23 protein-coding genes are annotated in these 24,934 nt (G+C 74.1%); 8 read left to right on the forward strand and 15 right to left on the reverse strand.

The window, feature by feature from the left end; translation table 11 throughout:
• Positions 1-56 precede the first annotated feature (56 nt).
• The 7 genes from ACZ573_RS11570 to ACZ573_RS11600 form a co-directional block, all read right to left on the reverse strand.
• Positions 57-779: a TetR/AcrR family transcriptional regulator gene (locus tag ACZ573_RS11570; RefSeq protein WP_471302283.1), complete on the reverse strand. Its 723-nt coding sequence runs from the start codon at positions 777-779 to the stop codon at positions 57-59.
• Positions 780-802: 23 nt separating this feature from the next.
• Complete coding sequence (locus ACZ573_RS11575) at positions 803-1,849, reverse strand: PDR/VanB family oxidoreductase (RefSeq protein ID WP_471302286.1); 1,047 nt, start codon at positions 1,847-1,849, stop codon at positions 803-805.
• The gene (locus ACZ573_RS11580) at positions 1,846-2,742 is read right to left on the reverse strand and encodes a metal-dependent hydrolase (protein ID WP_471302288.1); all 897 of its coding nucleotides are present in this window, start codon (positions 2,740-2,742) and stop codon (positions 1,846-1,848) included. Before ACZ573_RS11580 ends, ACZ573_RS11575 begins: the two co-directional genes overlap by 4 nt.
• A 124-nt stretch (positions 2,743-2,866) precedes the next feature.
• Entirely contained in the window at positions 2,867-4,321 is a 1,455-nt protein-coding gene (locus tag ACZ573_RS11585; RefSeq protein WP_471302292.1) for a hypothetical protein, read from the reverse strand.
• 147 nt (positions 4,322-4,468) lie between these two features.
• A complete protein-coding gene (locus ACZ573_RS11590) occupies positions 4,469-6,379 on the reverse strand; it encodes a hypothetical protein (protein WP_471302295.1) in 1,911 nt (636 codons plus the stop codon).
• 119 nt (positions 6,380-6,498) lie between these two features.
• Positions 6,499-7,290 carry a tyrosine-protein phosphatase gene (locus ACZ573_RS11595; RefSeq protein ID WP_471302298.1) on the reverse strand — a complete coding sequence of 264 codons (792 nt, stop codon included), beginning with the start codon at positions 7,288-7,290 and terminating at the stop codon, positions 6,499-6,501.
• Between the two features lie 25 nt (positions 7,291-7,315).
• Positions 7,316-7,903: a rhomboid-like protein gene (locus ACZ573_RS11600; protein WP_471302300.1), complete on the reverse strand. Its 588-nt coding sequence runs from the start codon at positions 7,901-7,903 to the stop codon at positions 7,316-7,318.
• A gap of 153 nt (positions 7,904-8,056) precedes the next feature.
• On the opposite strand from ACZ573_RS11600, the gene ACZ573_RS11605 reads away from it, so the two are divergent.
• Positions 8,057-8,731 (forward strand): hypothetical protein, encoded by a 675-nt coding sequence (locus tag ACZ573_RS11605; RefSeq protein WP_471302303.1) that lies wholly within the window; start codon positions 8,057-8,059, stop codon positions 8,729-8,731.
• Between the two features lie 62 nt (positions 8,732-8,793).
• A complete protein-coding gene (locus ACZ573_RS11610; protein ID WP_471302306.1) occupies positions 8,794-10,239 on the forward strand; it encodes a PepSY-associated TM helix domain-containing protein in 1,446 nt (481 codons plus the stop codon).
• A 103-nt stretch (positions 10,240-10,342) separates the two neighbouring features.
• On the opposite strand, the gene ACZ573_RS11615 is transcribed toward ACZ573_RS11610, so the two are convergent.
• Together ACZ573_RS11615 and glnII are read right to left on the reverse strand one after the other, a co-directional pair.
• Positions 10,343-10,939, reverse strand: a complete 597-nt coding sequence (locus ACZ573_RS11615) for a winged helix-turn-helix domain-containing protein (protein ID WP_471302309.1) — start codon at positions 10,937-10,939, stop codon at positions 10,343-10,345.
• Positions 10,940-11,325: 386 nt separating this feature from the next.
• Complete coding sequence (gene glnII / locus ACZ573_RS11620; RefSeq protein ID WP_301371593.1) at positions 11,326-12,345, reverse strand: glutamine synthetase; 1,020 nt, start codon at positions 12,343-12,345, stop codon at positions 11,326-11,328.
• A 297-nt stretch (positions 12,346-12,642) separates the two neighbouring features.
• On the opposite strand from glnII, the gene ACZ573_RS11625 reads away from it, so the two are divergent.
• Entirely contained in the window at positions 12,643-13,512 is an 870-nt protein-coding gene (locus ACZ573_RS11625; RefSeq protein WP_471302665.1) for a Gfo/Idh/MocA family protein, read from the forward strand.
• Here ACZ573_RS11625 and ACZ573_RS11630 read toward each other — a convergent pair.
• From ACZ573_RS11630 to ACZ573_RS11640, 3 genes are all read right to left on the reverse strand, one after another.
• Positions 13,505-14,077, reverse strand: coding sequence for a hypothetical protein (locus ACZ573_RS11630; protein ID WP_471302312.1), 573 nt, complete (start codon positions 14,075-14,077; stop codon positions 13,505-13,507). The genes ACZ573_RS11625 and ACZ573_RS11630 overlap by 8 nt on opposite strands.
• A 1,163-nt stretch (positions 14,078-15,240) precedes the next feature.
• Complete coding sequence (pdxR, locus tag ACZ573_RS11635; protein WP_471302315.1) at positions 15,241-16,671, reverse strand: MocR-like pyridoxine biosynthesis transcription factor PdxR; 1,431 nt, start codon at positions 16,669-16,671, stop codon at positions 15,241-15,243.
• Positions 16,668-17,159, reverse strand: a complete 492-nt coding sequence (locus tag ACZ573_RS11640) for a MarR family winged helix-turn-helix transcriptional regulator (protein ID WP_471302318.1) — start codon at positions 17,157-17,159, stop codon at positions 16,668-16,670. Before ACZ573_RS11640 ends, pdxR begins: the two co-directional genes overlap by 4 nt.
• Before the next feature lie 99 nt (positions 17,160-17,258).
• Here ACZ573_RS11640 and ACZ573_RS11645 point away from each other — a divergent pair, with 99 nt between their 5' ends.
• Positions 17,259-18,104, forward strand: a complete 846-nt coding sequence (locus ACZ573_RS11645; protein WP_471302321.1) for an alpha/beta fold hydrolase — start codon at positions 17,259-17,261, stop codon at positions 18,102-18,104.
• On the opposite strand, the gene ACZ573_RS11650 is transcribed toward ACZ573_RS11645, so the two are convergent.
• Positions 18,101-18,472, reverse strand: a complete 372-nt coding sequence (locus tag ACZ573_RS11650) for an ArsC/Spx/MgsR family protein (protein ID WP_471302324.1) — start codon at positions 18,470-18,472, stop codon at positions 18,101-18,103. The two genes, ACZ573_RS11645 and ACZ573_RS11650, sit on opposite strands and share 4 nt — an antisense overlap.
• Positions 18,473-18,579: 107 nt before the next feature.
• On the opposite strand from ACZ573_RS11650, the gene ACZ573_RS11655 reads away from it, so the two are divergent.
• Entirely contained in the window at positions 18,580-18,831 is a 252-nt protein-coding gene (locus ACZ573_RS11655; RefSeq protein WP_030012991.1) for a hypothetical protein, read from the forward strand.
• 152 nt (positions 18,832-18,983) lie between these two features.
• Here the strand turns inward: ACZ573_RS11655 and ACZ573_RS11660 are convergent, their stop codons facing one another.
• The gene (locus ACZ573_RS11660; RefSeq protein ID WP_471302327.1) at positions 18,984-20,075 is read right to left on the reverse strand and encodes a PP2C family protein-serine/threonine phosphatase; all 1,092 of its coding nucleotides are present in this window, start codon (positions 20,073-20,075) and stop codon (positions 18,984-18,986) included.
• A gap of 134 nt (positions 20,076-20,209) precedes the next feature.
• Between ACZ573_RS11660 and ACZ573_RS11665 the strand changes: the two genes are divergently transcribed.
• From ACZ573_RS11665 to ACZ573_RS11675, 3 genes are all read left to right on the forward strand, one after another.
• Entirely contained in the window at positions 20,210-20,923 is a 714-nt protein-coding gene (locus ACZ573_RS11665; RefSeq protein ID WP_471302667.1) for a VIT1/CCC1 transporter family protein, read from the forward strand.
• Positions 20,924-21,030: 107 nt separating this feature from the next.
• Entirely contained in the window at positions 21,031-21,918 is an 888-nt protein-coding gene (locus tag ACZ573_RS11670) for a TIGR01777 family oxidoreductase (protein ID WP_471302329.1), read from the forward strand.
• 156 nt (positions 21,919-22,074) lie between these two features.
• A complete protein-coding gene (locus ACZ573_RS11675; protein ID WP_471302332.1) occupies positions 22,075-23,346 on the forward strand; it encodes an NAD(P)/FAD-dependent oxidoreductase in 1,272 nt (423 codons plus the stop codon).
• A 99-nt stretch (positions 23,347-23,445) separates the two neighbouring features.
• Here the strand turns inward: ACZ573_RS11675 and ACZ573_RS11680 are convergent, their stop codons facing one another.
• Positions 23,446-24,885 carry a regulator gene (locus ACZ573_RS11680; RefSeq protein WP_471302335.1) on the reverse strand — a complete coding sequence of 480 codons (1,440 nt, stop codon included), beginning with the start codon at positions 24,883-24,885 and terminating at the stop codon, positions 23,446-23,448.
• Positions 24,886-24,934: the final 49 nt, after the last annotated feature.

Consider the following 24,934-nt stretch of genomic DNA (forward strand, 5'->3'; position numbering starts at 1 on the left):
ATCCAGCGCGCCTTCCACACCTGGCCCGGTACCTGCCCCGGTACCTGGCCCGGCCCTCAGCCCGGGACGGTCTCCGACGCCCCGCCCGGCACCAGCGCACCGAGCCGCCCGACCAGCTCCCCGAAGGGCCCGTCGGCGGGCTCGCCGGCCAGGATCGCCACGAGGATCCCCGCCATCTCCGCGTCGTACGCGGCGCTCACGGCGGCCAGCGCGGCGAAGTCGTGCACCAGCTGCAGTTCCAGTTCGCCCCGCGGGATCCGGCGCCCGTCCAGCCAGATCAGAGCGGTGGACTCGGCGAGCGACACCCAGGACCGCACCACGAGCTCCAGGCGCGCGGGCGTGCGCTCCAGCCCGACGCCCAGGTGCGTGAGGATCTGCTCGTACGCCGCCTGCCGGACCTCGTCGATCATCGCGTTCGTCCGGCTGCTGCCGACGGCCGGACCGCCGCGCATCAGCGCCGAGAAACCCGGCCCGTGGTCGTCGACGAAATCGAAGAACCGCCCCATCACCCGCAGCAGGCGCGCCCCGAGCGGACCCTCCCGGGGCTCCACGAACCGCAGCGCCAGCTCGTCGGCCGCCCGCCGCAGCGCGGCCTCGTACAGGCTCAGCTTGCCCGGAAAGTAGTGGTAGACGAGCGGCCGGGATATCCCCGCGGCCGCCGCGATCTCGTCGATCGACACATCGTCGGGCGAGCGGTGGCTGAACAGCTCCAGGGCAACCCCGATCAGCTGCTGCCGCCGCTCCTCGACACCCATCCTGCGTCGCACTCCGGTTGTCATGCGGACACCCTACTGGGGAGCGTTCACAGGTCCAGGACCAGTCGGTCCCCCTTCGCGCGGGAGACGCACAGCAGCATCGAGTCCGCGCGCTCCTGGTCCGTGAGGAGCTCGTCACGGTGGTCCACCCCGCCCGCCAGGACCCGGTGTTGGCAGGTCCCGCAGAAACCCTGCTCGCAGGAGTACGGGGTGTCCGGCAGATCCCGGCGCACCGCGGCCAGCGTGCTCTCGTCCGCCGCCACCTCGACGACCCGTCCCGAGCGGCGCAGTTCGACCGTGAAGGCCCGCCCCGGACCGGGGCCCTGCGACGGGGCGAACCGCTCCAGACGCACCGCCGACGGATCCGCGGCCGCCGCCGTGACGGCCCGCATCAGCGGCTCCGGACCGCAGCAGTAGACCAGGGTGCCCGGCCCCGCCGCGGACACCGGGGCCAGGTCGGGCAGGCCCGTCTCGTCCTCGGGGAAGACCGACACCCGGTCACCGTAGGGCGCGAGGTCGTCCAGGAAGGGCATCGAGTCGAGGGTGCGGCCCCCGTAGAGGAGGGTCCAGTCGGCGCCCGCCGCCGTGGCGGCCCGCAGCATCGGCAGGATCGGGGTGATGCCGATGCCGCCCGCGACGAAGACGTACGAGGCCGCCGGGACCAGCTCGAAGCGGTTGCGCGGCGCGCGCAGTTCCAGCTCGGCGCCCTCGACCAGCTGCGCGTGCGCCTCGCGGGAGCCGCCCCGGCCGTCCTCGATCAGCCGGATCGCGATCGTGTACCGGCCGGCGTCCGCCGGGTCGCCGCACAGCGAGTACTGGCGGACCAGGCCCGAGGGCAGGGTGACGTCCACGTGCGCGCCCGGCGTCCACGCCGGCAGGTCCGGCGACTCCACGGTCAGCCGCAGCACGCCCTGCGCGGGCTCCGTACGGGAGACGATCAGCGCCCGCAGCGCGCGGCGCGGGGAGTGGCCCGACACCGGCGTCTCCAGGGCCGGCAGCGGCCAGAGCGGGGAGCCGCCGATGCGGCGCCTCAGGGCGCGCCGGGTCATCCAGGCCGCGCCCAGGGCGGCCGTGACCGCGAGGGTGCGCCTCATGCCCGCACCCCGCCGTTCGCGCCGGGGGAGGCGGCGAGATAGGCCACCGCCTGGGCCGTCGAGCCCTCCTGTGAGGGGTGGTAGGCGCGCGAGAGGTACTTCGGGATGGACTTCAGCATCGCTCCGGCCGACGGGAGCACCCCCTGCTGCCCGGCCACGAAGAACTTCCCGAAGGAGGCCTTGCCGTCCACCAGGTGCGGGTCGTTCTCCATGAAGAAGCGCACCCCGCGCTGCCACAGGAACACCAGGGCCGAGAAGGCGGTCGCCCAGGTCCGCGCCCGGCGGCGGTAGTTGCCGTCGACGTGCATGAAGAGGTCGAAGGCCACCGAGCGGTGCTCGACCTCCTCCGCCCCGTGCCAGCGCAGCAGGTCCAGCATGGTGGGGTCGGCGCCGCGCCGGTCCAGCGCGTCGGCGTTCAGCACCCAGTCGCCCAGGAACGCTGTGTAGTGCTCGATCGCCGCGATCATCGCGACCCGTTCCATCAGCCACCAGTGACGGGCCCGGCCCGGAGGCAGGGTCCGGTCGCCGAGGAGCTTCTCGAACAGCCAGTCCACCTGCGCGGTGTAGGGGGTCGGGTCCAGCCCGAGCCGCTTCAGGTGGGGGAGCACGTCGTCGTGGGCGGTGGCGTGCATGGCCTCCTGGCCGATGAAGCCGACGACGTCCGCCCGCAGTTGCTCGTCCTCGATGTACGGGAGCACCTGCTTGTAGACGTGTACGAACCAGCGCTCCCCGGCGGGGAGCAGCAGGTGCAGCACATTGATCATGTGCCCGGCGAAGGGGTCGCCCGGCAGCCAGTGGAGCGGGGTGTCCTCCCAGCCGAAGGACACGTTCCGGGGCCTCAGGTCCACGTGTTCCGACGCCACGGGGGCGGGCGCGAGCGGCGTATTAGACATGGCGTCAATGTACTGATGGGTAGGTGGGAGGAGAAGCCCCCTGCGCGGACTTCTCCGGCATGCCACTGCCCGGGCGCGTCCACGCCCGGGCAGTGTGTACCGGTGTGCGTACGGTTCGCGCGGACTATCGCCCGACGTGACCGGTCGAGAGCGCCCACTCGCGGTTCAGGGTGCCCAGCGGGATACGGCGCTCGAAGACGGGCGTGCCGAACAGCGACAGCTGGAGCTGGAGGTTTCCGCTCAGGTCGAAGCCGCCGTACAGCGCCCAGGCGCCGTCCAGGGAGGTCTTGCCGTCGCTGGACGCGGCCGCCTTGATGTCTCCCTCGCCGCGCAGGTACGGGGCGAAGTCCGCGGTGACGCCGACGGCGCCGTACAGGCCGACCGAGGCCTCGGCGCCGATCGCGCCCTTGACCCGTCCGGCGGCGGTGACGCTCGCCTTGACCGGCGTGCTCTTGACGTTCGAGGCGCTCACCGGGGTCCAGCCCTTGCCCGTGGCGTAGCTGCCGCCGACCTTGAAGTCGCCCTTGACGTCCTGCTGGACGTCCAGGGTCACGCGGCCGTCGGCCTCCACCTGGATGTAGCAGGTCAGGTCGAGGTTGACGACGACCGGCACCGGGCCGACCTGGATGACGGGCGAGCTGTGCAGCTTGGCGAACGGGATCCGCTTGGGCGCTCCGGTGCTCGCGGCGGCGCGGCCCTGGAGCTTCCACTGCGAGGACCAGTCACCGCTCATGCCGAGGAAGGCGCCGCGCGGACCGGGTGCGCCGCCGGTGCTGCCGTCGTACGCGAACTCGACCTGCGGGGCGAGCTGGACGAAACCGGAGACCGAGGCGCCGGCCGAGGCGGGGGCGTCGGGGGCGGTGTCGACGGAGGCGTTGACGTCGAGCCGCAGGTTGCCGAGCGGCAGCTTCGCGCCCTCGGGACCGAAGGTCAGGCCCGGGCCCTTGGCCCAGGAGAAGGTGACGCCCTTCGTCAGGGGCTCGACGGTGACCGCCGCCGGGTCGACGGGGACCTTGCCGTCGGCCTTGTCGTCACCCAGGACGGCGGCCAGCGTGGTGGGAGCGGTCTTGACCTCGGTGCCCTTGTCGGTCTTGCCGACGACCTCGGTGACCTTGGCGAGCAGGCCCGCGGGGGCGCCGGGGGCCGGTGCGCTGGCGATGACGTCGCCCACCGTCACGGGCTTGTCGGCCTCGGGGGACTTGCCCGCCTCGGGGGACTTGCCGCTCTCAGGGGCCTTTCCCGTGCCGGACGACTTGCCGGGCGAGGGCGAACGCCCGCCTTCCGGTGCGGACTTGGCGATGACGGCCCGGCCGCTGGCCTGGTCGTAGGAGGCGACCTTCAGCGTGGACTTCTCGGTCCTGCCCTTCCCGTCGGCCCGGGCCACGGCCGCCGGCGTGGGCGTCCCCTGTGGGGCCGCGGCCACGTCGAGCTGCTGCGACGTGCCGTCGGACGAGGGAGCGACGGAGGCGGGGGCAGCCGGTCCGGCGGCGCTGGTGTGAGGGGTCGAGCCGCAGCCGGTGGCGGTGAGGGCGAGGGCGGTCAGGCCGGGTATGAGGAGGCGTCGGGTGAGCGTGCGCACGTGGGGTGACCTTCAGGTGGGGGAGGGGTGTTGGGGTTACCGCGTGGTAACCGGAATCCGATCATGCCATGTACCCATGGCGACCGTCATGTCCGGATCCCGCCAACTACCCCACAGTTCCTGACGGTTGAAGCTTCACCCACTCCCCTACCGCAGCACGCCCGCCTTCGTCCCGTCCGTCAGCTTGCCCGACAGATCCACCTGCGCACCCGCCGGCGCCTTCACCGCCAGCCGGTTGCCGTTCGCCGACCCGCTCACCCCGCCGCCCGACACCGACAACGAGGCGAACTGCGCACTGCCCGCCGCCAGCACGTACCACTGGCCCGCCCGCGACTTCCACAGCACGCCCGCCAGCACCCGCGGCTCCCGCAGCCCGCAGGCCGCCGACCCCTCCGAGCGGGCCGCCTGCGCCGCCATCGGGGCACCCGGGGCCAGGAACTGCGCCTGCACCCGGTCGGCCGCCCCCTGCCAGGTCTCGGCCCGCGTGCAGAGCCAGGCCGCCGTCCCGTCGCCCTCCGGCAGCGGCTGCTTCGCGTACGTCCACGCGTTGACCGTACGGACCCCGTGCGAGCGGACCGCCGGCAGCAGACAGGCGATCCGCGACCAGTCCCCGAGCTCCGCCGCCTCCGTCACATCACGCTCGGCACCCGGCGCCCCCGACGTCAGCCGGGCCGGGGTCAGTTCACCGAGGTCGGTGATCAGCCGGGTGGCGCCGTCGCCCGTCAGTGCCAGCCCGTTCCAGCTCGTACAGCTGCCCGCCGGGGCCGGGCCCGCCACCGGCGGGGTCACCCCGTCCGGGGACGGCTTCAGCGCCACCACGGGTGCGGCGGGCTTGAGCAGGTCCCGCAGGGCCGTACCGGTGACCCACGGCGCCACGAGATAGCGGACGTTGCCGTCGACCCGGCTGAGCACCAGCGCGGTGGCGGTCTCCGCCGAGGCGCCGTCGGTCCGGGCGAAGTCGAGGGCGGCGCCCGCGGTCCCGGTCCGCGGTTCGGCGTAGCGGACCACGCGCAGACCGTCGTACATCAGGACCACGACGGCCTGGTCCACGGCGCCCGCGAACAGCAGCTGCGCCGGCCCCATCGGCGGCCCGGCCGGCGTGCCCGGAGTGGCCGAGGTGACCACCGAGGGGCCGGGCCGGGCCCACACGGCCAGCGCCCGGCGCAGCAGCTCCGTATCGCCGGCCCGGTCGCCGCGGGCCGGCCAGGTGGAGAAGTCCGTACGCGACGACGTACGCCAGAGGGCGGGTGCAGCCCGGACCAGCTTCGCCGGATCCAGGGCCTGCTCGGCCACGGCGTTGCGCGCGTACAGCGGTGCGGCGGCCCCGTCCGAGCCCCAGCCCCCGCCGGGCAGCGCGAGCAGCGCCCCGCACACGGCGAGGGCGGCCCCGGCGGCCAGAGCGGCCCGCCCGAGACGGCGCCGCCGCAGCAGGTCGGTGGGCCGGGCCTGGAGCACACACGGGTCGAACTCGGGGGAGGCGAACAGGGCGTCGTTCGCCGGATCCCCGGACTCCCGGGCCGCGGCGGCCGGATCCGGGACCCCGGCCTCGTCGAGCACCCGGAGCACCTCCGGCTCGGACAGCCGTTCCAGCGCCCGCAGCACGCAGGCGGCCCGGCCCGGGCCGTCGAGGGTGGCCAGCCACTGGTCGAGGGCGAGCTCCTCGGCCCCGCCCGAGCGGGGGAACAGCCGCAGCCCCCACACCTGGGGGAGCACCGGCGGCAGCTGCGCGCGCCGCGGCAGCGCCCGGAAGGCCAGCGGGATCCCCGCCTCCAGGGCGGCGCGCAGCACCCGCAGCCGGACGTACGCGTACCCGGAGTCCTCCGCCCCGCCCCGCTGGCCCGGCACCCCGCCCCGTACGGCGGCCGCGGCCGCCGCCGAGTCCCGCCGCCCGCGCGGCAGCGCCCGCTGGACCAGCGAGTGGGCGGTGAGCACCCGCCGGTTGCGGCCGAGGGCGGGCGGCAGCACCAGGTAGGCGAGCCGCACCAGCCGGGGGTAGTGCTCGACGATGGCGGCCTCGGCCTGCTCGACGTCCGGCGGCACGGGAGACACGGGAGGCATGGGGCGGGTGGCGGTATCCGGCGCAGTCACGTTCAGCAGAACGAGCGAATCGTCGGATGGTCACCGGTCCCGGCCCCAGGCCCGGGGCCGGAGGGCAGGCGCGGGGGCAGGGCGCGGGGTCAGGCCACCAGACGGGCGCGCAGCGCCTCGACCGTCCCGTCGGCGACACCGAGCCCCTCACGCACGTACTTCTCCATGGAGCCGTACCGCGTCTCGACCTCGTCCAGCGCCGCCCGCAGGTAGGAGGGGAAGACACCGATCAGCGCGAGCGCGATGTCCGGGTCGCCGCCGGCCGCCGTGAAGCCCTCGATCATCGGGGCGAAGGCCTGCTTGACCGCCGGATTGACGGCCAGGTATTCGGCCATCAGCGTCTCGTCATCCGCGCCCAGCAGCGCCAGGATGACCGTCGCGCCCCAGCCGGTCCGGTCCTTGCCGGCCGTGCAGTGGAACAGCAGCGGGCCCGAGCCGGCGTCGGCGGCCTCGGTGAGCAGCATCCGGTACGCGGCCTGCGCGGAGCCGGAGTTCACGAAGGACCGGTAGGTGTCGGCGAACAGCGCCTGGACCCGCCCGCCGCCCAGGTGCTCCTCGGCCACGGCCGGGTCGGACAGCAGGTCCTTCAGCTGCGCGGCGGGCACCTGGGCGGAGCCCATCTTGTCGGCGAGGACGTCGCCGACCAGGACCCGGGCCCCGACGGGTATCCGGTCGGGGTGGTCGGCGCGCTCGGCGGCGGTGCGGAAGTCGATGACGGTACGCAGGCCCAGCCCCGCCACCACCGGGTCGGCGCCGAGGTCGAGCCGGTCGAGCTGGCCGGAGCGCAGGACCAGGCCGGGGCGGACGGTGCGGCCGCCGGGGAGGGGGGTGCCGCCGAGGTCGCGGAGGTTGGCGACGGTGGTGGACGGGGTGGCGGTCATCGTGGCAGCTCCTGCTGGGTGTGGTTCATGCAATTTTCTGATGTTTCGCCCCGGAAAGGCAATCGAAGGCCAGCGAGACCCCGATGCCCACCCCGAGCGCGGCCAGGTGCCCCGCGTCCGTGAAGGTCCGCCCGCGCCGGACCACCGGCGCCGCCGCGAGCACCAGCAGCCCCACCCGCGCGGCCGTACGGACCGCCCCGCGCGGCAGGGCCGAGGTGAGCGAGCCGAGCACGGCGTTGAACCCGTAGCTCGTCCCCACGTCCACCGCGCGCCGGGTCCGCGGATCGGCGGTCCTGCGCAGGGTGCCGTAGACGAGGAGGGTCGCCGCGGCGTGCCCGAACAGGAACACCGCGGCCGTCCACCAGGCTCCGTACGCGTACTCGGCGTACCCGAGGACCGCGACCAGCAGGAGCGCGTACGGCAGGGGCATGGGCTCCTCGACGACGAGAGCGCTGCTCAGCAGCGTCTCCCAGTGTCCGGCGGCGAGGTTGTCGACATTCGTCGAGCAGTCCCGGAGCAGCCGATCCCGCTCGGCCGCCCCGGTGCGCTCCAGGGCGTAGGCCCCGAACTGCACCCCGCCGGCGTACACCGCTCCCCACGGAATTGGATTCATCTGCTCATGATCGGATAAGCCTCTGGCGGGAACCGAGGCACCCCGTGCGAACATGTCCCGGCCATGTTCGAATCATTCGCGCCGATGCGCGCCACGCGAGCCGCAATCTTCGCGGCGATGTGCGTCGCCCTGGGCGCGATAGGACATTCGTCCATGTCCGGAACGGATGTCCCCTTCTTCGGCCTTCTGGGTGCTTTCGGGGTGACTTGCGGGTTCGCATGGCTCGCCGCCGGGCGGCGGCGGGGCCCCGTGGGCATCACCGCCGCGGTGCTCTCCGTGCAGGGCGTGCTCCACCTGGTCTTCTCGGGGAGCGCGGCCGCCGCGAAGCCGTTCGCCGCTCCCGCTCCGATGCACGGACACCACCCCATGCCGGCCGCGGACGCGGGCGCGATGGCCGCCGAAGCCCCGGGCACGGCAGACATGGCCGACATGGCACACATGGCGGGCACCGCAGGGATGGCAGACGCCACGGGCATGGGCGACATGGCCGGCATGGCCGGTCACGGCGGCGCCGCGATGATCGCCGCCCACGTGCTCGCCGGGCTGCTCTGCGCCGCCTGGCTCGCGCGCGGCGAGGCCGCCGTCTTCCGGCTGGCCCGCGTCCTGACCACCGCCGCGCTGCACGCGGCCCGGCCCCTGGCCCGCGCGCTCGCCCTCGTCCGGGCACGGGTGGCCGCCCTGCCGGCCCCGCCCGTCTTCCCCGCCCCGTACGAACGGCCGCGCCGCCTGCGCGGAGCCGTCCACGCCCACGCCGTGGTGCGCCGCGGGCCGCCCGGGCCCGCTCCGCTCCCGCGTTCCACGGCCCCCGGCCGGCCTGCCCACGCCTGACCTGGCGAAGCGGCGAGACCTGGGGCCTGCTCCCCATGTCTTCGCCAACACCTAGGATCCCCATGTCTCTTGACGAGGCTCAAGACGTCCGCACCCCGGACGCCGAACCGGTCGGCACCACGGCCAAGAAGAGCGGCGGCAGCTGGGCCGCCGTACGGCCGCTGCTCCTGCGCATGCACTTCTACGCGGGGCTGCTGGTCGCCCCGCTGATCTTCCTCGCCGCCGCCACCGGGCTGCTCTACGCCGCCTCCTGGCAGGCCGAGAAGATCATCTACTCCGACGAGCTGACCGTCGCCCGCGTCGGCGAGAGCGCCCTGCCGCTCAGCGCCCAGATCGACGCGGCCAAGGGCGCCGCCCCCGAGGGCGAGGTCGTGTCCGTGTGGCCCGCCCCCGACACCGAGGCCACCACCCGGGTGATCATGGAGAGCCCGGGCCTCCCCGAGGGCGAGACCCTCACCGTCTTCGTCGACCCGTATACGGCCGAGGTGCGCGGGCAGCTCGCCACCGTCGGCGACGCGCTGCCGCTGCGGGCCTGGCTGAGCGAGTTCCACTCCAGCCTCCAGCTCGGCGAGTTCGGCCGGAACTACAGCGAGCTCGCCGCGAGCTGGATGTGGGTGGTCGCGCTCGGCGGACTCGCCCTGTGGCTCGGCCGACGCCGCAAGCACAGGTCGCAGCTGGTCCTCCCGGACCGCAACGCCACCGGCCGCCGCCGCACCCTGTCCTGGCACGGAGCCGTCGGCCTGTGGGCCGTCGCCGGACTCGTCGTCCTCTCCGCCACCGGCCTGACCTGGTCGAAGTACGCCGGCGAGAACATCGGGCAGCTCCAGGACAGCCTCGGCGGGGCCACCCCCGCCGTCTCCGCGCAGCTCAGCGCCGGGGCGGACGCCGGCTCCGACGAGCACGCCGGGCACACCATGCCCGACGGCACGCAGATGGCCCCGCCGCCCGCGCCCACCACCGACGTCGGCATCGACAAGGCCGTGGACGCCGCCCGGGCCGCGGGCGTCACCGAGGCGCTCCGCGTGACCCTGCCCGCCAAGGGCAAGGGCTACGTCATCAAGGAGCAGGACAAGCTGGTGCCGGTGCACCTGGACTCGGTCGCCGTCGACCCTGCGGACGCCCGCGTCATGGACGAACTGCGCTTCGCCGACTACCCGGTCCTCGCCCAGATGACCCGCTTCGGCATCGACCTGCACATGGGCACCACCTTCGGCCTCGCCAACCAGATCGCGCTGGCCGCGCTCGCCGTCGCCGTGATGTTCCTCGTCTTCTGGGGCTACCGCATGTGGTGGCTGCGCCGGCCGACGAAGGACCGCAAGCTGTCCGTCGGCCGTGCCCAGCCGCGCGGTGCCTGGCGCAAGCTCCCGGTGACCCTGCTGCTGCCGCTGGCCGCGGTGACTGCCGTGATCGGCTGGTTCGTCCCGCTCCTCGGGATCAGCCTGGTCGTCTTCCTCGCGGTCGACGTCCTGCTGGGCTTCGCCGCGGGCCGCCGGGCCAAGGCCGCGTAGCCGCAGCGCCTTACGGCCGCATCGCCGCACGGCCGTCACGAACGAGGTGGGCCCGTACTCCCCAGGGGAGTACGGGCCCACCGGCGTCAGGCCGACCGGCAGCTCAGGGGGCGTACTTGTAGCCCACCCGGCGCACCGTCTGGATCGCGGCGCGGTGGGAGGCGCCCAGCTTGCGGCGCAGACGGGCGATGTGGACGTCCACGGTCCGGCCGTCGCCGACGTGCCCGTAGCCCCAGACCGTGGTGACCAGCTGGTCCCGGCTGTGCACCCGGTGCGGGTGCTGCACCAGATGGGCCAGCAGCTCGAACTCCAGGTACGTCAGGTCGAGCACCCGGCCGTCGACCTCGGCGGTGCGCTGCGCCGGGTCGATCCGGACCAGGCCGTCACCCGGTCCGGCCGGAGCGGGGGCGGCGGGTGCCGGCTGCACGGCGGCGGCCACCGCCTGGGGGGCGAAGGCGATCGGAGGCTGCTGGTCGGCCGGTACGAGCACCAGGTAGCCGATCATCGGCGGCTGGCCCGGCAGCGCCGGCAGGGTGTGCTGGGGCGCGGGCAGCCAAGTGGCCCCCGGCGGCAGGAAGTCCACGACCCGGGCCACTTCGTCCCGGTCAACGGAACGGAGCCGGTGGCGCGGACTGGGCGGATAGGTCAGGGCAGAGGTCGCAGCGGTGGCGGCGGAGGAGAGGGAGCGGGTGTTCGCCATGAGTGGTCAGCTCTTTCACGCGGAGTGGTCGGCAGGAGACGTGCGTACGTCGTCGATGTCGATACCGCGCAGACCGAAGGCCTCGGGGAAGGTCAGGTGGGTGATCCCGGAGGCTTTAGAGGGCCGGCGCGTTCTTCGCGCGGCAACACTCCCGGTCGTAATCGTGATCCTGACGGGACGGCCAGAAAGGCTCGAGGTCGCTGCGACCTGACGAGGTGTGCGAATGGCTGGCCATGGCCCCATTCAAGCAGATGTCATGTCCCCGAGGCAGGTCTCGTCTCACCTCATGGATGGGAATCTCACATACCGAGCCCACCCCCCTGTCAATCCCGGACAAAAGGAAGCGCCCGCCACACCCTTGGGGTGGCGGGCGCTGTCAGTGGTCGTCAGACCAGGCCGTCCTTCTCCAGGCCGGCGCAGCAGGTGTCCGTGATGAGGCGGGTCACCACGTACGGGTCCACGTTCGCGTTCGGACGGCGGTCCTCGATGTAGCCCTTGCCGTCCTTCTCCACCTGCCACGGGATACGGACCGACGCGCCGCGGTCCGAGACGCCGTAGCTGAACTCGTTCCAGGGGGCGGTCTCGTGCAGACCCGTCAGACGCTCGTCGATGCCGGCGCCGTAGTTCTTCACGTGGTCGAGCGGCTTGCTGCCCTCGCCCAGCGCCTCGCACGCGGAGATGATCGCGCGGTAGTCCTCGCGCATCGCCTTCGTGGAGAAGTTGGTGTGCGCGCCCGCGCCGTTCCAGTCACCCTTGACCGGCTTCGGGTTCAGCGTCGCGGAGACGTTGAAGTCCTCGGCGGTGCGGTAGAGCAGCCAGCGCGCGATCCACAGCTGGTCCGAGACCTCCAGCGGACCCACGGGACCGACCTGGAACTCCCACTGGCCGGGCATGACCTCGGCGTTGATGCCGGAGATGCTAAGGCCCGCCGCGAGGCAGTGGTCCAGGTGCTTCTCGACGATCTCGCGGCCGAAGATCTCGTCCGAACCGACACCGCAGTAGTAGCCGCCCTGCGCGGCCGGGAAGCCGTTCACGGGGAAGCCGAGCGGACGGGTGCCGTCGAAGAAGGTGTACTCCTGCTCGATGCCGAAGATCGGCTCCTGCGCGGCGAACTTCTCGGCGACCGGACGCAGCAGCGCGCGGGTGTTCGACTCGTGCGGGGTCATGTCGATGTTCAGGACCTCGCACAGGACGAGGACGTTGTCGCCGCCGCGGATCGGGTCCGGGCAGGAGAAGACCGGGTTGAGCACGCGGTCGGACGCGTGGCCCTCGGCCTGGTTCGTGCTCGATCCGTCGAAGCCCCAGATCGGCAGCGCGTCGCCGTCCCCGAGGATCTTCGTCTTGGAGCGAAGCTTCGCCGTCGGCTCGGTGCCGTCGATCCAGATGTACTCAGCCTTGTAGCTCACGGGCCCCATCCTCAGACTCTGCGGGTGCTGCTGGTCGCTGCCTCATCGCTGCGGTGATGACCGCAGCGTGCCCGCCCGCGATTTCTCTTCCGTTGCCCGGGTGTGAACCCCGTGTTACCGAGGTTTGCACCGCAGGTCGGGTGGGTTGTGCGGGTTGATGGCGGCGCGCCCGTCCGGGTGGGGCAGACTGGCCACGTGAGCATTTCGTCTGATTTGAACGCCGCCGAAGGCCCCGTCGAGCGCGCCGCCGAACCTGCCGCCGATCAGGCCCCCGCAGGCCGCCGCCCCCGGGTCGGGCTGCTGGGCACCGGCCCCTGGGCGCACCGCACCCACGCCCCCGCCCTCGCCGCGCACGCCGGCTCCGACTTCGCCGGCGTGTGGGGCCGCCGGCCCGAGGCCGCGGCCGAGCTGGCGCACGAGTACGGCGTGAAGGTGTACGAAGACCCCGACGAGCTGTTCGCCGAGTGTGACGCCGTCGCCTTCGCCCTGCCGCCCGACGTCCAGGCCGCCATGGCCGTCCGCGCCGCCGCCGCCGGATGCCACCTGCTCCTCGACAAGCCCGTCGCCACCACCATGGAGGACGCCCGCGCCGTCGCCGAAGCGGTCACGCGCCACCAGGTCGCCTCCGTCGTCTTCCTCACCCTGCGCTTCGCCGAACCCACCGCGGGCTGGGTCGAGGAACAGGCCGCACGCACCGGCTGGTTCACGGCCGCGGCCCACTGGCTCGGCGCCGTCTTCCCGCCCGACGGAACGCCCAGCGCCTACGCCGACTCGCCCTGGCGCAGGGCCAAGGGCGGACTGTGGGACGTCGGCCCGCACGCCCTGTCCGTCCTGATCGCGGTCCTCGGCGAGGTCACCGAGATCAGCGCCACCCGCGGCCCCTCCGACGTGGTCCAACTGGCACTGCGGCACACCTCCGGTGCGGCCAGCACCGCCGTGCTCAGCCTGGGCGCGCCGCGCGCGGCCGCCGGGGTGGGCCTCGAACTGCGCGGCACCGAGGGCGTGCACGAACTGCCCGGCTGGAGCGACGTACCGGGCGCCTACGGGCGCGCCCTGGACGCACTGCTCACCGCTGCCCGGACGGGGGTGCCGGACCCGCGCGGCGCGGAGTTCGGGGCCCGGCTGACGGAGATCCTGGCCGAGGCGGAGGCGCAGCTCCCTACTTGATCAGGGCGTTCGCCACGATGATGGCCAGCCCGATGGTGGCGTCCGCCGTGCCGATCGCCAGGGCGGAGCCGAGCCGGTAGCCCACGCGGAGCGCGACGAGCGCACCCCAGCCGAACAGCAGGGCGGTGTTCACCCCCAGCCCGACGGCGGTCACCGCATAGGCGTCCCAGTCGAAGACCCCGGCGGCGACCAGCAGCAGGACGGTGGGCAGGGCGGCCACGATCAGTGGCCACTCGTTCCACAGCGCCAGGCCCAGCATCCGCCACCGGTGCCCGGCGGAGTCCTGCCGGTCGGAGGCCATGTGGTGCGAGTACCCGTGCGCGAGCCCGGCGGTCGCGGCCGTCACGAGCACCCAGCTGGCGTCGTAGTACGGGGTGAACTGCTCCCCCTTCTGGTGCAGCGCGGCCAACAGCGCACTGGCCAGAACGGTCCCGTACACCCCGCCGAACATCCAGTCGGCCCCCCGCCGCCCGGGTCGCGAGCCCGGCCCGCCGGGGAGGGCCGGCTGGGCCGCCTGGGCGGCCTGGTCGGGTGGCTGCTGCGCCTTGTTCACGTCCTCGTTCACAACGGGTCCTCGGGTCCTCGAGTCCTTGGGTTCTTTATCCGATACGTCGCCTTTGTCGCTCCGGCCACCCTAGGGGGTGGGAGGTGGGGGCGGGGTGAAGAGGTGGGGCGGGGGCTTCGGTGGGGCGGGAGCTGCTCGGGCGGGATCAGGGATGTGTATGGGGGTTTCCCGTCAGTCCCATCGTCCCTCCGTGTCGGGCCGGTCCCTCAAGGGCGCTCCTACGTCGCGTCGCTTCGCGATGTCGCTGCGCTCCACCCTTGACCGACCGGCCCGCCCCGGAGAAACGAAAGACTGCCGGGAAGCCCCCAAAGGAACGGGCCGGGACATCAAGACAGGGGCGGGGCGGTCAGAGATGCCCAGGGCGATCCCGGCGAGCACGACCGACAGACGGGGCCCATCACAGACCGGCGCCCGGGTCGGGGGAGGCGCGTCCAATCGCTACGCGCTCCCCATCTCTTGGCGTCTCCACACCGTCCTGGGCTGGACATAGGCCGCCCATTTCCCGTAGGTGCTTCAGGTGGGAGGCGTCTGACGGCCGGCTGGGGTGGATAGGCGTGAAAGTGCGGCTATTTCGTCGTGGATGCGGGTCAGTGCAGGGGGGTGACCGGAAGGGCTGACCGTTTGCCCCAATTGCCCCTGTCTGCACCTCGCCTTGTGGCGTCGGTCCCGCGTTGACCCGTATCCACGACGGAATAGCGAGCTTTTGGCCCCTGACGGCCGTCGGTCGCGGTCAGGGAGAAGCGCGTAGCGGTCTGGGGCGGCCTATGTCCAGCCCAAGACGGTCGTCGGACGCTGAGACGTCAGGAGCGCGTAGCGATTGGACGCGCCTCCCCCGACACGGCAGGGCGGCTGTGATGGGCCCCGTCTCTGGACCGTGCTCACCGGGACTCCTCGCGCATCTCTGATCGCCCCGTCCTGCTCCTGGATCGCCCGGCCCGTTCCTTTGGGGGTTTCCCGGCAGTCTTTCGTTTCTCCGGGGCGGGTCGGTCGGTCAAGGGTGGCCGAAGGCCATCGCGTAGCGACGCGACGACGAAGGAGGAGCGCCCTTGAGGGACCGGCCCGACACGGAGGGACGATGGGACTGACGGGAAACCCCCATACACATCCCTGATTCCGCCCGAGTGGATCCCGACTACCCCCGCCCCCGCCCCTCACCCCGCCCCTCACCCCGACCCGCTCACCGACCCCACCACCCCCGCCAGGATTCCGAGTGCCCGGGTGAACGCCGAGTCCGGGGGTGTCGCGTAGCCGACCACCAGGCCCTCGCGGGGTGGGGTCGGGTCGGCCGGGTGTTGGTAGGACGACAGGCCGTCCAGGGCCAGGCCCGCGGCGTGAGCCGCCGCGAGGGCGGGGGATTCCTGGCCCGGGGAGAGTTCCAGTACGGCGTGCAGGCCGGCCGAGATGCCCGTCACCCGGACCTCCGGGGCGCGTGCCGCCAGTACGGCGGCCAGCTGGTCGCGGCGGTTCCGGTAGCGCAGGCGCATCCGGCGCACGTGGCGGTCGTACGCCCCGCACTCGATGAAGTCGGCCAGTGCCAGCTGGTCCAGCGTGCTCGCCCACGACTCCCGCAGCCCCTTCGCGGCCAGCACCTGGTCGCGCAGCTGGTCGGGGAGGACCAGCCAGCCCAGGCGCAGCGCGGGGGAGAGGCTCTTGCTCAGCGAGCCGGCGTACACCACGTGTTCGGGGGCCAGGCCCTGCAGTGCGCCGACCGGTTTGCGGTCGTAGCGGAACTCCCCGTCGTAGTCGTCCTCCACGATCACGCCGTCGGTGCTGCGGGCCCATTCCACTGCGGCAGCCCGACGGGCGGGCAGCAGGCGGCCGCCCGTCGGGAACTGGTGCGCCGGGGTGAGCAATAACGTACGGGCCCGGGAGGGAAGTTCCTCCCCCGGCCTTCGGCCGGGAGGTGTCCCCAGCCGGGCGCCGTCCTCGTCGACGGGGACGGGGTGCGGGTGGACCCCGGCGGCCTGGAGTATGCCCTGGTGGAAGGGGAGCCCGTACGCCTCGACGGCCCAGTCGCGGGGCCGGACGGACGACAGGAGCCGCAGCCCGTTGGCGAAGCCGGAGCAGATCACGATGTTCTCGGGGCCGCAGCGCACGCCCCGCGCCCGGGACAGGTAGCCGGCCAGGCCCCGCCGCAGTTCGGGCCGGCCCTGCGGATCGCCCGGCCCGAAGGCCTCGGTGGGTGCCTCGGCCAGGGCCCGGCGGGCGCTGGCGGCCCAGGCGGCGCGCGGGAAGGACGCGGGGTCGGGCTTGCCCTGGAGCAGGTCGTGGCGGGGCCGGTCGGGCGCCGGCCCGGCCGGGGCGGCCGGTGCGTCGGGGGTCGCGACCCCCTCGGCGACCTGGGTGCCGGAACCCTGCCGGGCCGTGAACCAGCCCTCGGCGACCAGCTCCGCGTACGCGTCGGCGACGGCGTTGCGGGCCAGCCCGAGGTCGGCGGCCAGTGTCCGGTAGGGCGGCAGCCGGGTCCCGCCGGCGAGTCGGCCGCTGCGCACGGCGCTGCGCAGGGCCTGGGCGAGGGCGGTCCGCCGGGCGCCCTCGGCGGGGAGTTCCAGGTGCAGGTCGGCGCCGCCGGGTTCCTGGCCGGGGGTGGTCATGGGCGCGGCTCCGATGCGAAGACGGCGTGGGTGGCCGTCAGGAAGCGGCGTACGGTCTCCCGTTCGGCGGGGTCGAAGGAGTCGAGCACCTGGAGCACCCCGTCGATCAGCGGCCCGAAGAACTCCCGGCCCAGACGGATCGCCGCCGGCTCCACGCGCAGCAGGATCCGGCGCCGGTCGTGGTCGTCGCGGATCCGTGCCACGTGGCCGAGCCGTTCGAGCCGGTCGATCACGGCGGTGGTGCCGGCGGAGTTGAGGCCGAGCCGGGTGCCAAGCAGGCCCGCGGTGGCCGGTTCGTCCGCGCGGGCCGCGTCGAGCAGGCAGATCAGGGCGCGTACGTCGGTGGGGTGCATGCCGTTGCGGGCGGCGAAGTCGGCCTGGCGCAGGCCGAACTCGACGGTCACCGCGCGGAGGAGGTGCACCAGTCGGAGGTTGTCGGGTTCCCGGGTCGCGGGTTCCCGGCGGTCCGGGTTTCTGTCGTCTTCCATATCGCCCCCTGGCGGAATCTCTCGCTGAGCGAGATTATCGCCTGGCGAGATGTTGGATGCATATCGGATGAGGCATCGGATGAGGGATCGGAGCGGCGCATGTACCGGACGTCTTCCTTCCGCGCCGCCTACGACGCGGTGCTCGGCCGGTGGCCCGGCCCCGTCGAGGCCGCCGACCTGACCACCCCGTACGGGGTCACCCGCATCAACCGCTGCGGCCCGGCCGGTGCGCCGCCGCTGGTGCTGCTGCCCGGCGGCGGGTCCACTTCCACCGTGTGGGGCGCATGCGTCGCCGCCGGGGCGGCCCGCGCCCACCGGGTGCACGCCGTGGACCTGGTGGGGGATCCGGGGCTCAGCGTTCCGGCGCCCGACCGGGCGATCCGGACCGCCGCGGACCTGGTCGGCTGGCTCGACGCGGTCCTCGACGGGCTGGGCCCGCACGGGCCGGTGACCCTCGCCGGGCACTCGTACGGGGCCTGGATCGCCGCCCATTACGCCGCCCGGCGCCCGGCCCGCCTCCGCCGCCTGGTGCTGCTCGACCCGACCCAGGTCTTCGCGGGACTGCGTCCGGGCTACGTACTGCGCGCGCTGCCCATGCTGGTACGGCCCACCCCGGAGCGGATCCGCTCCTTCCTCGCCTGGGAGACCCGCGGGGCCGTGCTCGATCCGGCCTGGCTGCGGCTGCAGGAGGAGAGCGCCGGCTTCCCCGCCGTCCGGCCGGTCACCGGGCCGCGCCCGGACCTGGCCGGGCTCGCGCGGCCCTCGGGCGCGGGCCCGCAGGTCGACATCCTTTTCGCCGGGCTCGCCCGCTGCCACGACCCCGGCCGTGCGGCCCGGGCGGCGCGCGAGGCGCTGCCCGGCGCGCGTGTCGCCGTACTGCCCGGGGTCCCGCACCACGCGCTGCCGCTGACGGCCGCCGCGGAGATCGTCCGGCGGGTCTTCTAGCCCTTGCGGGACAGGGCCTCGCGGACGGCCTCCTCGGAGCGGCCGACCACGGCCGTGCCGTCCTCGGCGGTGATGATCGGGCGCTGGATGAGCTTCGGGTGAGCGGTCAGGTGGGCGATCCAGAGCCCGCGCGCCGCGTCGGTCTCCTCGCGCGGCAGGTCCCGTACGCCGGTCTCCTTGGCCAGCGGGTCCGAGGTGCGCGTGATGTCCCACGGCTCCAGTCCGAGCCGGCCGAGCACCTCGCGGATCTCGTCCTCGGAGGGCACGTCCTCCAGGTAGCGGCGGACCGTGTAATCGGCGCCCTCCGCGTCCAGCAGGGTCAGGGCGCTGCGGCACTTGGAACAGGCGGGATTGATCCAGATCTCCATGGCCGCAACCCTACCCAGGGTCGGTCTGGCCAGGGGCTTCTGTCAGTGGTCACCGGTAAAATCGAGGAAGAACGACAGGAAGCCAACTACCGTTTGGGAGGCTGTAGATGGCCACTGCCACCACCGTCCAGCACGTCAAGAAGAAGCCGCTGCCGGCGGGGCTGCCCCGCGAGTGGTACGAGAGCCACAACCGCCGCCTGAAGGCGATGCGGCTGGCGATATCCCTGCTCGACTCGGGGACGTACGACGCCCGCCGCGCCACCAACCGGAAGATCCGGACGATGGCCGTCCGGACGGGGATCCACCGGCCGTCGAATGTCACCTGCAAGATGGTGCGCGCGTTCATCATGGAGTCGTAGGCGCGTCAGGCCGCGGGGCTCAGCGCAGGCCGCAGGCGCCGGCTTTCGGCGGTCAGTTGCCGGTCGTGGTCGCTACGGCTGTCGCTCACTGCATGACAGGGGGTTCCGGCCGGCCGAGCGCGGCCGGCCGGGACCGCCCGACACGACACCCCCTATGCCGCCGGTTCCCCTCCGTCCAGGGACAGCAGCAGCAGGGCCACGTCGTCGTTCGGGCCGCCTTTGGTGAAGGCTGCGAGGTCCCGCCAGACCGCCCCGAGCAGGCCCGCCGGGTCCCGCGCCAGTACGGGTACCCGGGCGGCCAGCGGGTAGAAGTGCCCCGTCGCGTCGCGGGCCTCCGTCACGCCGTCGGTGTGCAGCAGCAGCTGGTCCCCGGGGCGCACCGCCAGCTCCGTCACCGGCGGCGGGGCCGGACCGGCGAGCCCCAGGCCCAGGGGCGGCCCCGGGTCGACGATCACCTCCTCCACCGCCGAGCCGCGGACCCGCAGGGCCGACGGGTGCCCGCACGACACGATCCGCACGACGTCCAGCCCGGGCGGGAACTCCAGCAGTACGGCCGTGGCGAACAGCTCCGGATGCTCGACCGACGCGGCCGCCGCGTCCGCCACCAGCCGCCGGTCCAGCCGGGCCACGACCGCCCCGAGCCCGGCGTCGTCGATCACCGCCTCGCGGAAGGCCCCGAGCAGCGCCCCCACCGTGGCGACCGCCGCCAGTCCGTGCCCCTGGACGTCCCCGACCAGCGCCCGTACCCCGTACGGCCCGGCCCGTACGTCGTACAGGTCGCCGCCGACCAGCGTGCCGCGCTGTGCCGCCCGGTACAGGCCCGAGCAGCGCACCGGACCCACCCGTTCCGGCACCGGCGGGAGGACCGCGAGCTGAGCCGCCTCCGCCACCGTCCGTACGCTGACCAGCTGTGCGTCCCGGCGCTGGCGGACCCATGCGATCACCACGCTGAGCACGCCGACGGCGGCCACCGTGGCCAGGTCCGTGCCCCGGGCGTTGGCGACACCGAGCGAGTGCACCCCCAGCAGCAGGAGGACGAGGCCGGCGAAGACCGCGGTCCCGGCCGCCCCGTACGCGAAGGCGGCCACCGGGGGCAGACCGGCCAGGAAGAACCCGAGCTCCGCGCCCGGGGTGACCGCCTGGGCCAGGACCAGCACGACCAGGGCCACGGCGGGCGCGATCCGGGCCCAGCGCGGCGGCGGCTCGCCGCGCAGCCATCCCGGCTCCTGACGTCGGCGTCTCACCCCTCCACCCTGGTACGGGGGCCGGGCCCGCGCACCCCGGACCGGCTCGCCGGGTGGCTTCGTACGCCCCGGGCCGCGACAGTGGGGGCGTGACGGCAAGCGAAGGCGCGGAGAAACGGCCCAGCCGGGCGCACATCGAGGCGCACGGTGAGGGCGACGGCTCGCAGAGCGCGGAGATCAGCACGCGGCTCAACTGGCTGCGCGCGGGTGTGCTCGGCGCCAACGACGGGATCATCTCCACCGCGGGTCTGGTGGTCGGTATGGCGGGGGCCACCACCTCGCGCGCGGCGATCCTGACGGCGGGCGTCGCCGGGCTGCTGGCGGGCTCGCTGTCGATGGCGGCGGGGGAGTACGTCTCCGTCAGCTCCCAGCGGGACTCCGAACGGGCCGCGCTCGACCTGGAACGCCGGGAACTGGCCGAGGAGCCGGAGGCGGAGCTCGACGAGCTCACCGACCTGCTCGCCGAGCGGGGGCTCAGCCGGGACGTGGCGCGGGAGGCCGCCGAGCAGCTGACGGAGCGGGACGCGCTGCGGGCCCACGCCCGGGTGGAGCTCGGGATCAACCCCGACGAGCTCGCCAACCCCTGGCACGCGGCCTTCGCCAGCCTCGTCGCCTTCACGGTGGGGGCGCTGCTGCCGCTGCTGGCGATCATCCTGCCGGGGCCGTCGCAGCGGGTGCCGGTGACGGTGGTGGCGGTGCTGGCGGCGCTGACGCTGTGCGGGGTGATCAGTGCGCGGCTGGGCGGGGCGCCGCTGCCGAGGGCGGTCGCCCGCAACGTCCTGGGCGGCGCCCTGGCCATGGCCGTGACGTACGCGGTCGGCACCTGGCTCGGCACCGCGACCGCCTGAACCGGGCTCCGCCCGGCCCCGGGGCTCCGCCACGGACCCCGCGCCCCAATCGCCGGCGGGGCTGGTTCTTCAGCCCCGCCGGCGCAGCGACCCGGCAGGATGGGGGTATGCGCATTGCTGTCACCGGGGCGACCGGGCTCATCGGAAGTGCACTCGTGCGATCCCTGCGGGAAGACGGGCACGAGGTGGTGCGGTTCGTGCGGCGGGAGCCCGTCGGGGCGGACGAGGCGCGGTGGGATCCGGCGCGCGGGTATGTGGACCCTGCCGGGCTGGCCGGCTGCGGCGCCGTCGTGCACCTGGCCGGGGCCGGGGTCGGGGACCACCGGTGGACGGCCGCGTACAAGAGGGAGATCCGCGACAGCCGGGTGCTCGGCACCGCCACGCTCGCGCACGCCCTCGCCGCCCTCGACGAGCCGCCGGCCGTCCTGGTCAGCGGTTCGGCCGTCGGCTACTACGGGGACACCGGTGACCGGACCGTCGACGAGAGCGCTCCGGCCGGGCAGGGGTTCCTGCCCTCGGTGTGCGTGGAGTGGGAGGCGGCCGCCGCCGCCGCCCAGGAGGCCGGGATCCGGACCGCGTTCGCCCGTACCGGACTGGTCGTCGCCCGCGAGGGCGGGGCCTGGGGGCGGATGTTCCCGATCTTCCGCGCCGGCATCGGCGGCCGGCTCGGCAACGGCCGCCAGTACTGGTCGTACATCTCCCTTCGGGACGAGATCGCGGCCCTGCGGCACATCATCGACACCCCGGGCCTGTCCGGCCCGGTCAACCTGACCGCCCCGGAGCCGCTGACCAACCGCCAGGTCACCGAGGCCATGGCCCGGGTGCTGCGCCGGCCGGCGCTGCTGCCCGTACCGGCCGTGGCCCTGCGCGTCGTGCTGGGGGAGTTCTCCGAGGATGTGCTGGGCAGTCAGCGGGCCCGGCCCGCGCGGCTGCTGGAGTCCGGCTTCGTCTTCCGCGACCCCGGCATCGAGCAGGCGATCCGCGCCGCGCTCTGAGATCCGCGTGCGACCACCGTGCGACCGTTCGTGACCCATATGCGACCGCTGTGCGACCGGAGTTGACCGCAATACCCCGCCGAACTCGGGTTCCCCTTTAACCGGTTGGGGGAAGGAGGATCCCCACACAGCCGCGCCGACCTCGGGGAGGGGCACGTGCTCAGCAGCGCACACCATGCCGCACACCATGCGGACGTCGTCATCGTAGGAGCCGGAGTCTCAGGACTCGCGGCAGCGCAGCACCTGATCGCGGCCGGAGTCACGGTCACCGTCCTGGAAGCCGCGGACGACCCCGGCGGGCGGATGGCCACCGAGTCCGCCGACGGGTTCCGGCTGGACCGGATCGGCCAGCTGCTCAACACCGCGTACACCGAGCTCGAACGCACGCCGGGCCTGCGGGCCCTGACCCTGCGCCCCTTCGCACCGGGCGTCCTCGTCCACACCGACGGGAAACAGCTGCGGGTCGGGGTCCTCACCCCGGCCCGGGCCCTGGCCAGCGGCTCCCTCGACCAGGCCCGGATCAGCGCCGCCCTCGGCCGGCTCGCCACCCTGCCCGAGGAGAAACTGCTCGCCCGTCCCGAACGCACCGCGCACGCCGCCCTGCGCTCCCGCGCGCTGCCCGCGCGCACCCTGAACGGAGCGCTCCGCCCCCTGCTCGCCACCCTGCTGCGCGACCCGGAGCTCACCACCTCCAGCCGGGTCGCCGACCTCGCCCTGCGCACCTTCGCCCGCGGCCGGCTCGCCGTGCCCGAGGGCGGCGCGGCGGCCCTGCCCGGCCTGCTCGCCGCCGCCCTGCCGCCCGGCACCGTACGGACCGGGGTCCGGGTCCGGTCGGTGGCGACCAACCTGGTCACCACCGAGGAGCACGGCGACTTCCGCTGCCGTTCCGTCCTCCTGGCCACCGGGGCCCGCGCCGCCGCCGAGCTCCTGCCCGGCCTGCGCGTGCCCGCCTTCCACGAGGTCACCGTCCTGCACCACGCCACCACCGCACCCCTGTCCCGGGACGGCTCGCTGCTCCTGGACGGGGACCCCAAGTGGCCCGTCTCCCACACGGCCGTGATGAGCGCGGTCGACCCGACCCGGGCCCCGGCCGGCCGGAGCCTGGTCACCACCACCGTGCTCGGCCCGCCGCCACCGGCGCGCACGGTCGCCTCACGGCTGGCCCGGCTCTACGACACCCCCACCCGCGAGTGGGAACTGCTGGCCGTCCACCACACCCCGGAGGCGGTCCCCGCGATGCCGCCGCCGCACGACATGCGGCGTCCCGTACGGGTACTGGCCGGGCTGTACGTGTGCGGTGACCACCGCGACACCAACACCGTCCAGGGGGCCCTGCACTCGGCCCGCCGCGCCGCCGGCGCCGTCCTGCGCGACTTCGGAATCCCGCTCCCGGTCGCCCCGGAGCCCGCACTTCCGGTGGCGGCCTGAGAACCACCACCCACACAGGGGCCCGGTCCCGTCACAGGACCGGGCCCCTGCCGCACGTCCCGGGGTGCTTCGGGACGCGGCGAGACGCTTCGGGGCGCCTCAGGACAGGGCGGCCACCCGGTCCCGGTAGGTCCGCACGGCCGAGGCGTCCCGGTACGGCTCCAGCCGCCGCTCGAAGTCCCGTACGTACTCCACCGCCCGCACCGACCGCATCTCCATCGCCTGCTGCGCCGCCTCCGCGCCCAGCGCGCACGCCTGGTCCAGCTCGCCCAGCCCCAGCCGGGCCGTGGCCAGCACCACCCGGCAGAACAGCCGGGAGCGCGCGTACGCCGGTCCCCGCAGCTGCAGGGACCGCTCCGCGTGCTGCGCCGAGGCCCGGTACTGCTGGAGGTCCCGGTGGCAGTGCCCGAACTCGTCCGCCAGCTGCGCCTCGTCGTAGAACCGGGCCCAGTGCGGAACGTCGTCCCCCGGCCGGGCCGAGCCCAGCGCGCGCTCGGCCCGCACCAGGGAGGCGGTCGACGCCCGGACCTCGCCGAGCACGGCGTGTCCGCGTGCCTCCGCCGAGTGGAGCAGCGCCTGCACCACGGGCGGCGGGCCGGAGCCGACGCCCTGCTGGGCCACCCGGGCGAGCTGCACGGCCTCGCGGCCGTGGCCTAGGTAGACCGCCTGCCGGCTCATGGTGACCAGGACGTACGAGCCGTAGGGACGGTCCGCGGCCGCCTGCGCGAGCCGCAGCGCCTGCACGAAGTACCGCTGGGCGAGCCCGTGCGCGGCGATGTCGTAGGAGGTCCAGCCCGCGAGCCGGGTCAGATCGGCGGCGGCCGCGAACAGCCGCCGCCCGGTGGTCTCCCCGTAGGTTCCGCGGAGCATCGGCTCGGCCTCGTGCTCCAGGTAGCGCACCAGGGCCTGGCGGGCGTGCCCGCCGCCGTAAGCCTGGTCCAGGGTCCGGAACAGCTCGCTCACCGATCTCAGCGCCGCGATGTCCCCGCTGGTGACGCGCTGCCCGGGGCCGCGGTCGATCTGCCGCTGCCGGGGGACCGAGGCCCGCCCCTGCAGCGGGACACGGGCCGCGGCGGGTTCCGCGCCCCGGCCGACCCGCTCGTCGGCCCGCCCGATCAGCCAGTCCCGGCTGGGCACGACCAGCCCGGCCGGGGTGAAGGCGATCTTCCGGAGCTCGGCGTGCGAACCGGAGTCCTTGCGCCACAGCCCGCTCGCGATGTCCACGGCCTCCTCCGGGGTGGCCGCGAACTCCAGCCCGGCGTACACGGGCGCGCAGGCGTCCAGGCCCAGGTCCTGGGCGGAGAGCCGGCGTCCGAGGCGGCGGGTGAAGACCTCGGCGATCAGCGCGGGGGTGGTGCCGCGGGGCTGCTGCCCGCGCAGCCACCGGGTCACGGAGGTCTTGTCGTACCGCAGGTCGAGACCGTGCTCCAGGCCGAGCTGGTCGACGCGGCGGGCGAGACCGGCATTGGAGAACCCGGCTTCCGCGATCAGCGCCGCGAGCTGCCGGTTGGGGACGCGCTGGGCAGGTCGTTCCGTCATCGGCTCCACGGTTTCCTGACGTGACGGACCGGAGTCCCGGCCCTGTGAA

Source organism: Streptomyces sp. NPDC040545 (assembly GCF_055595065.1).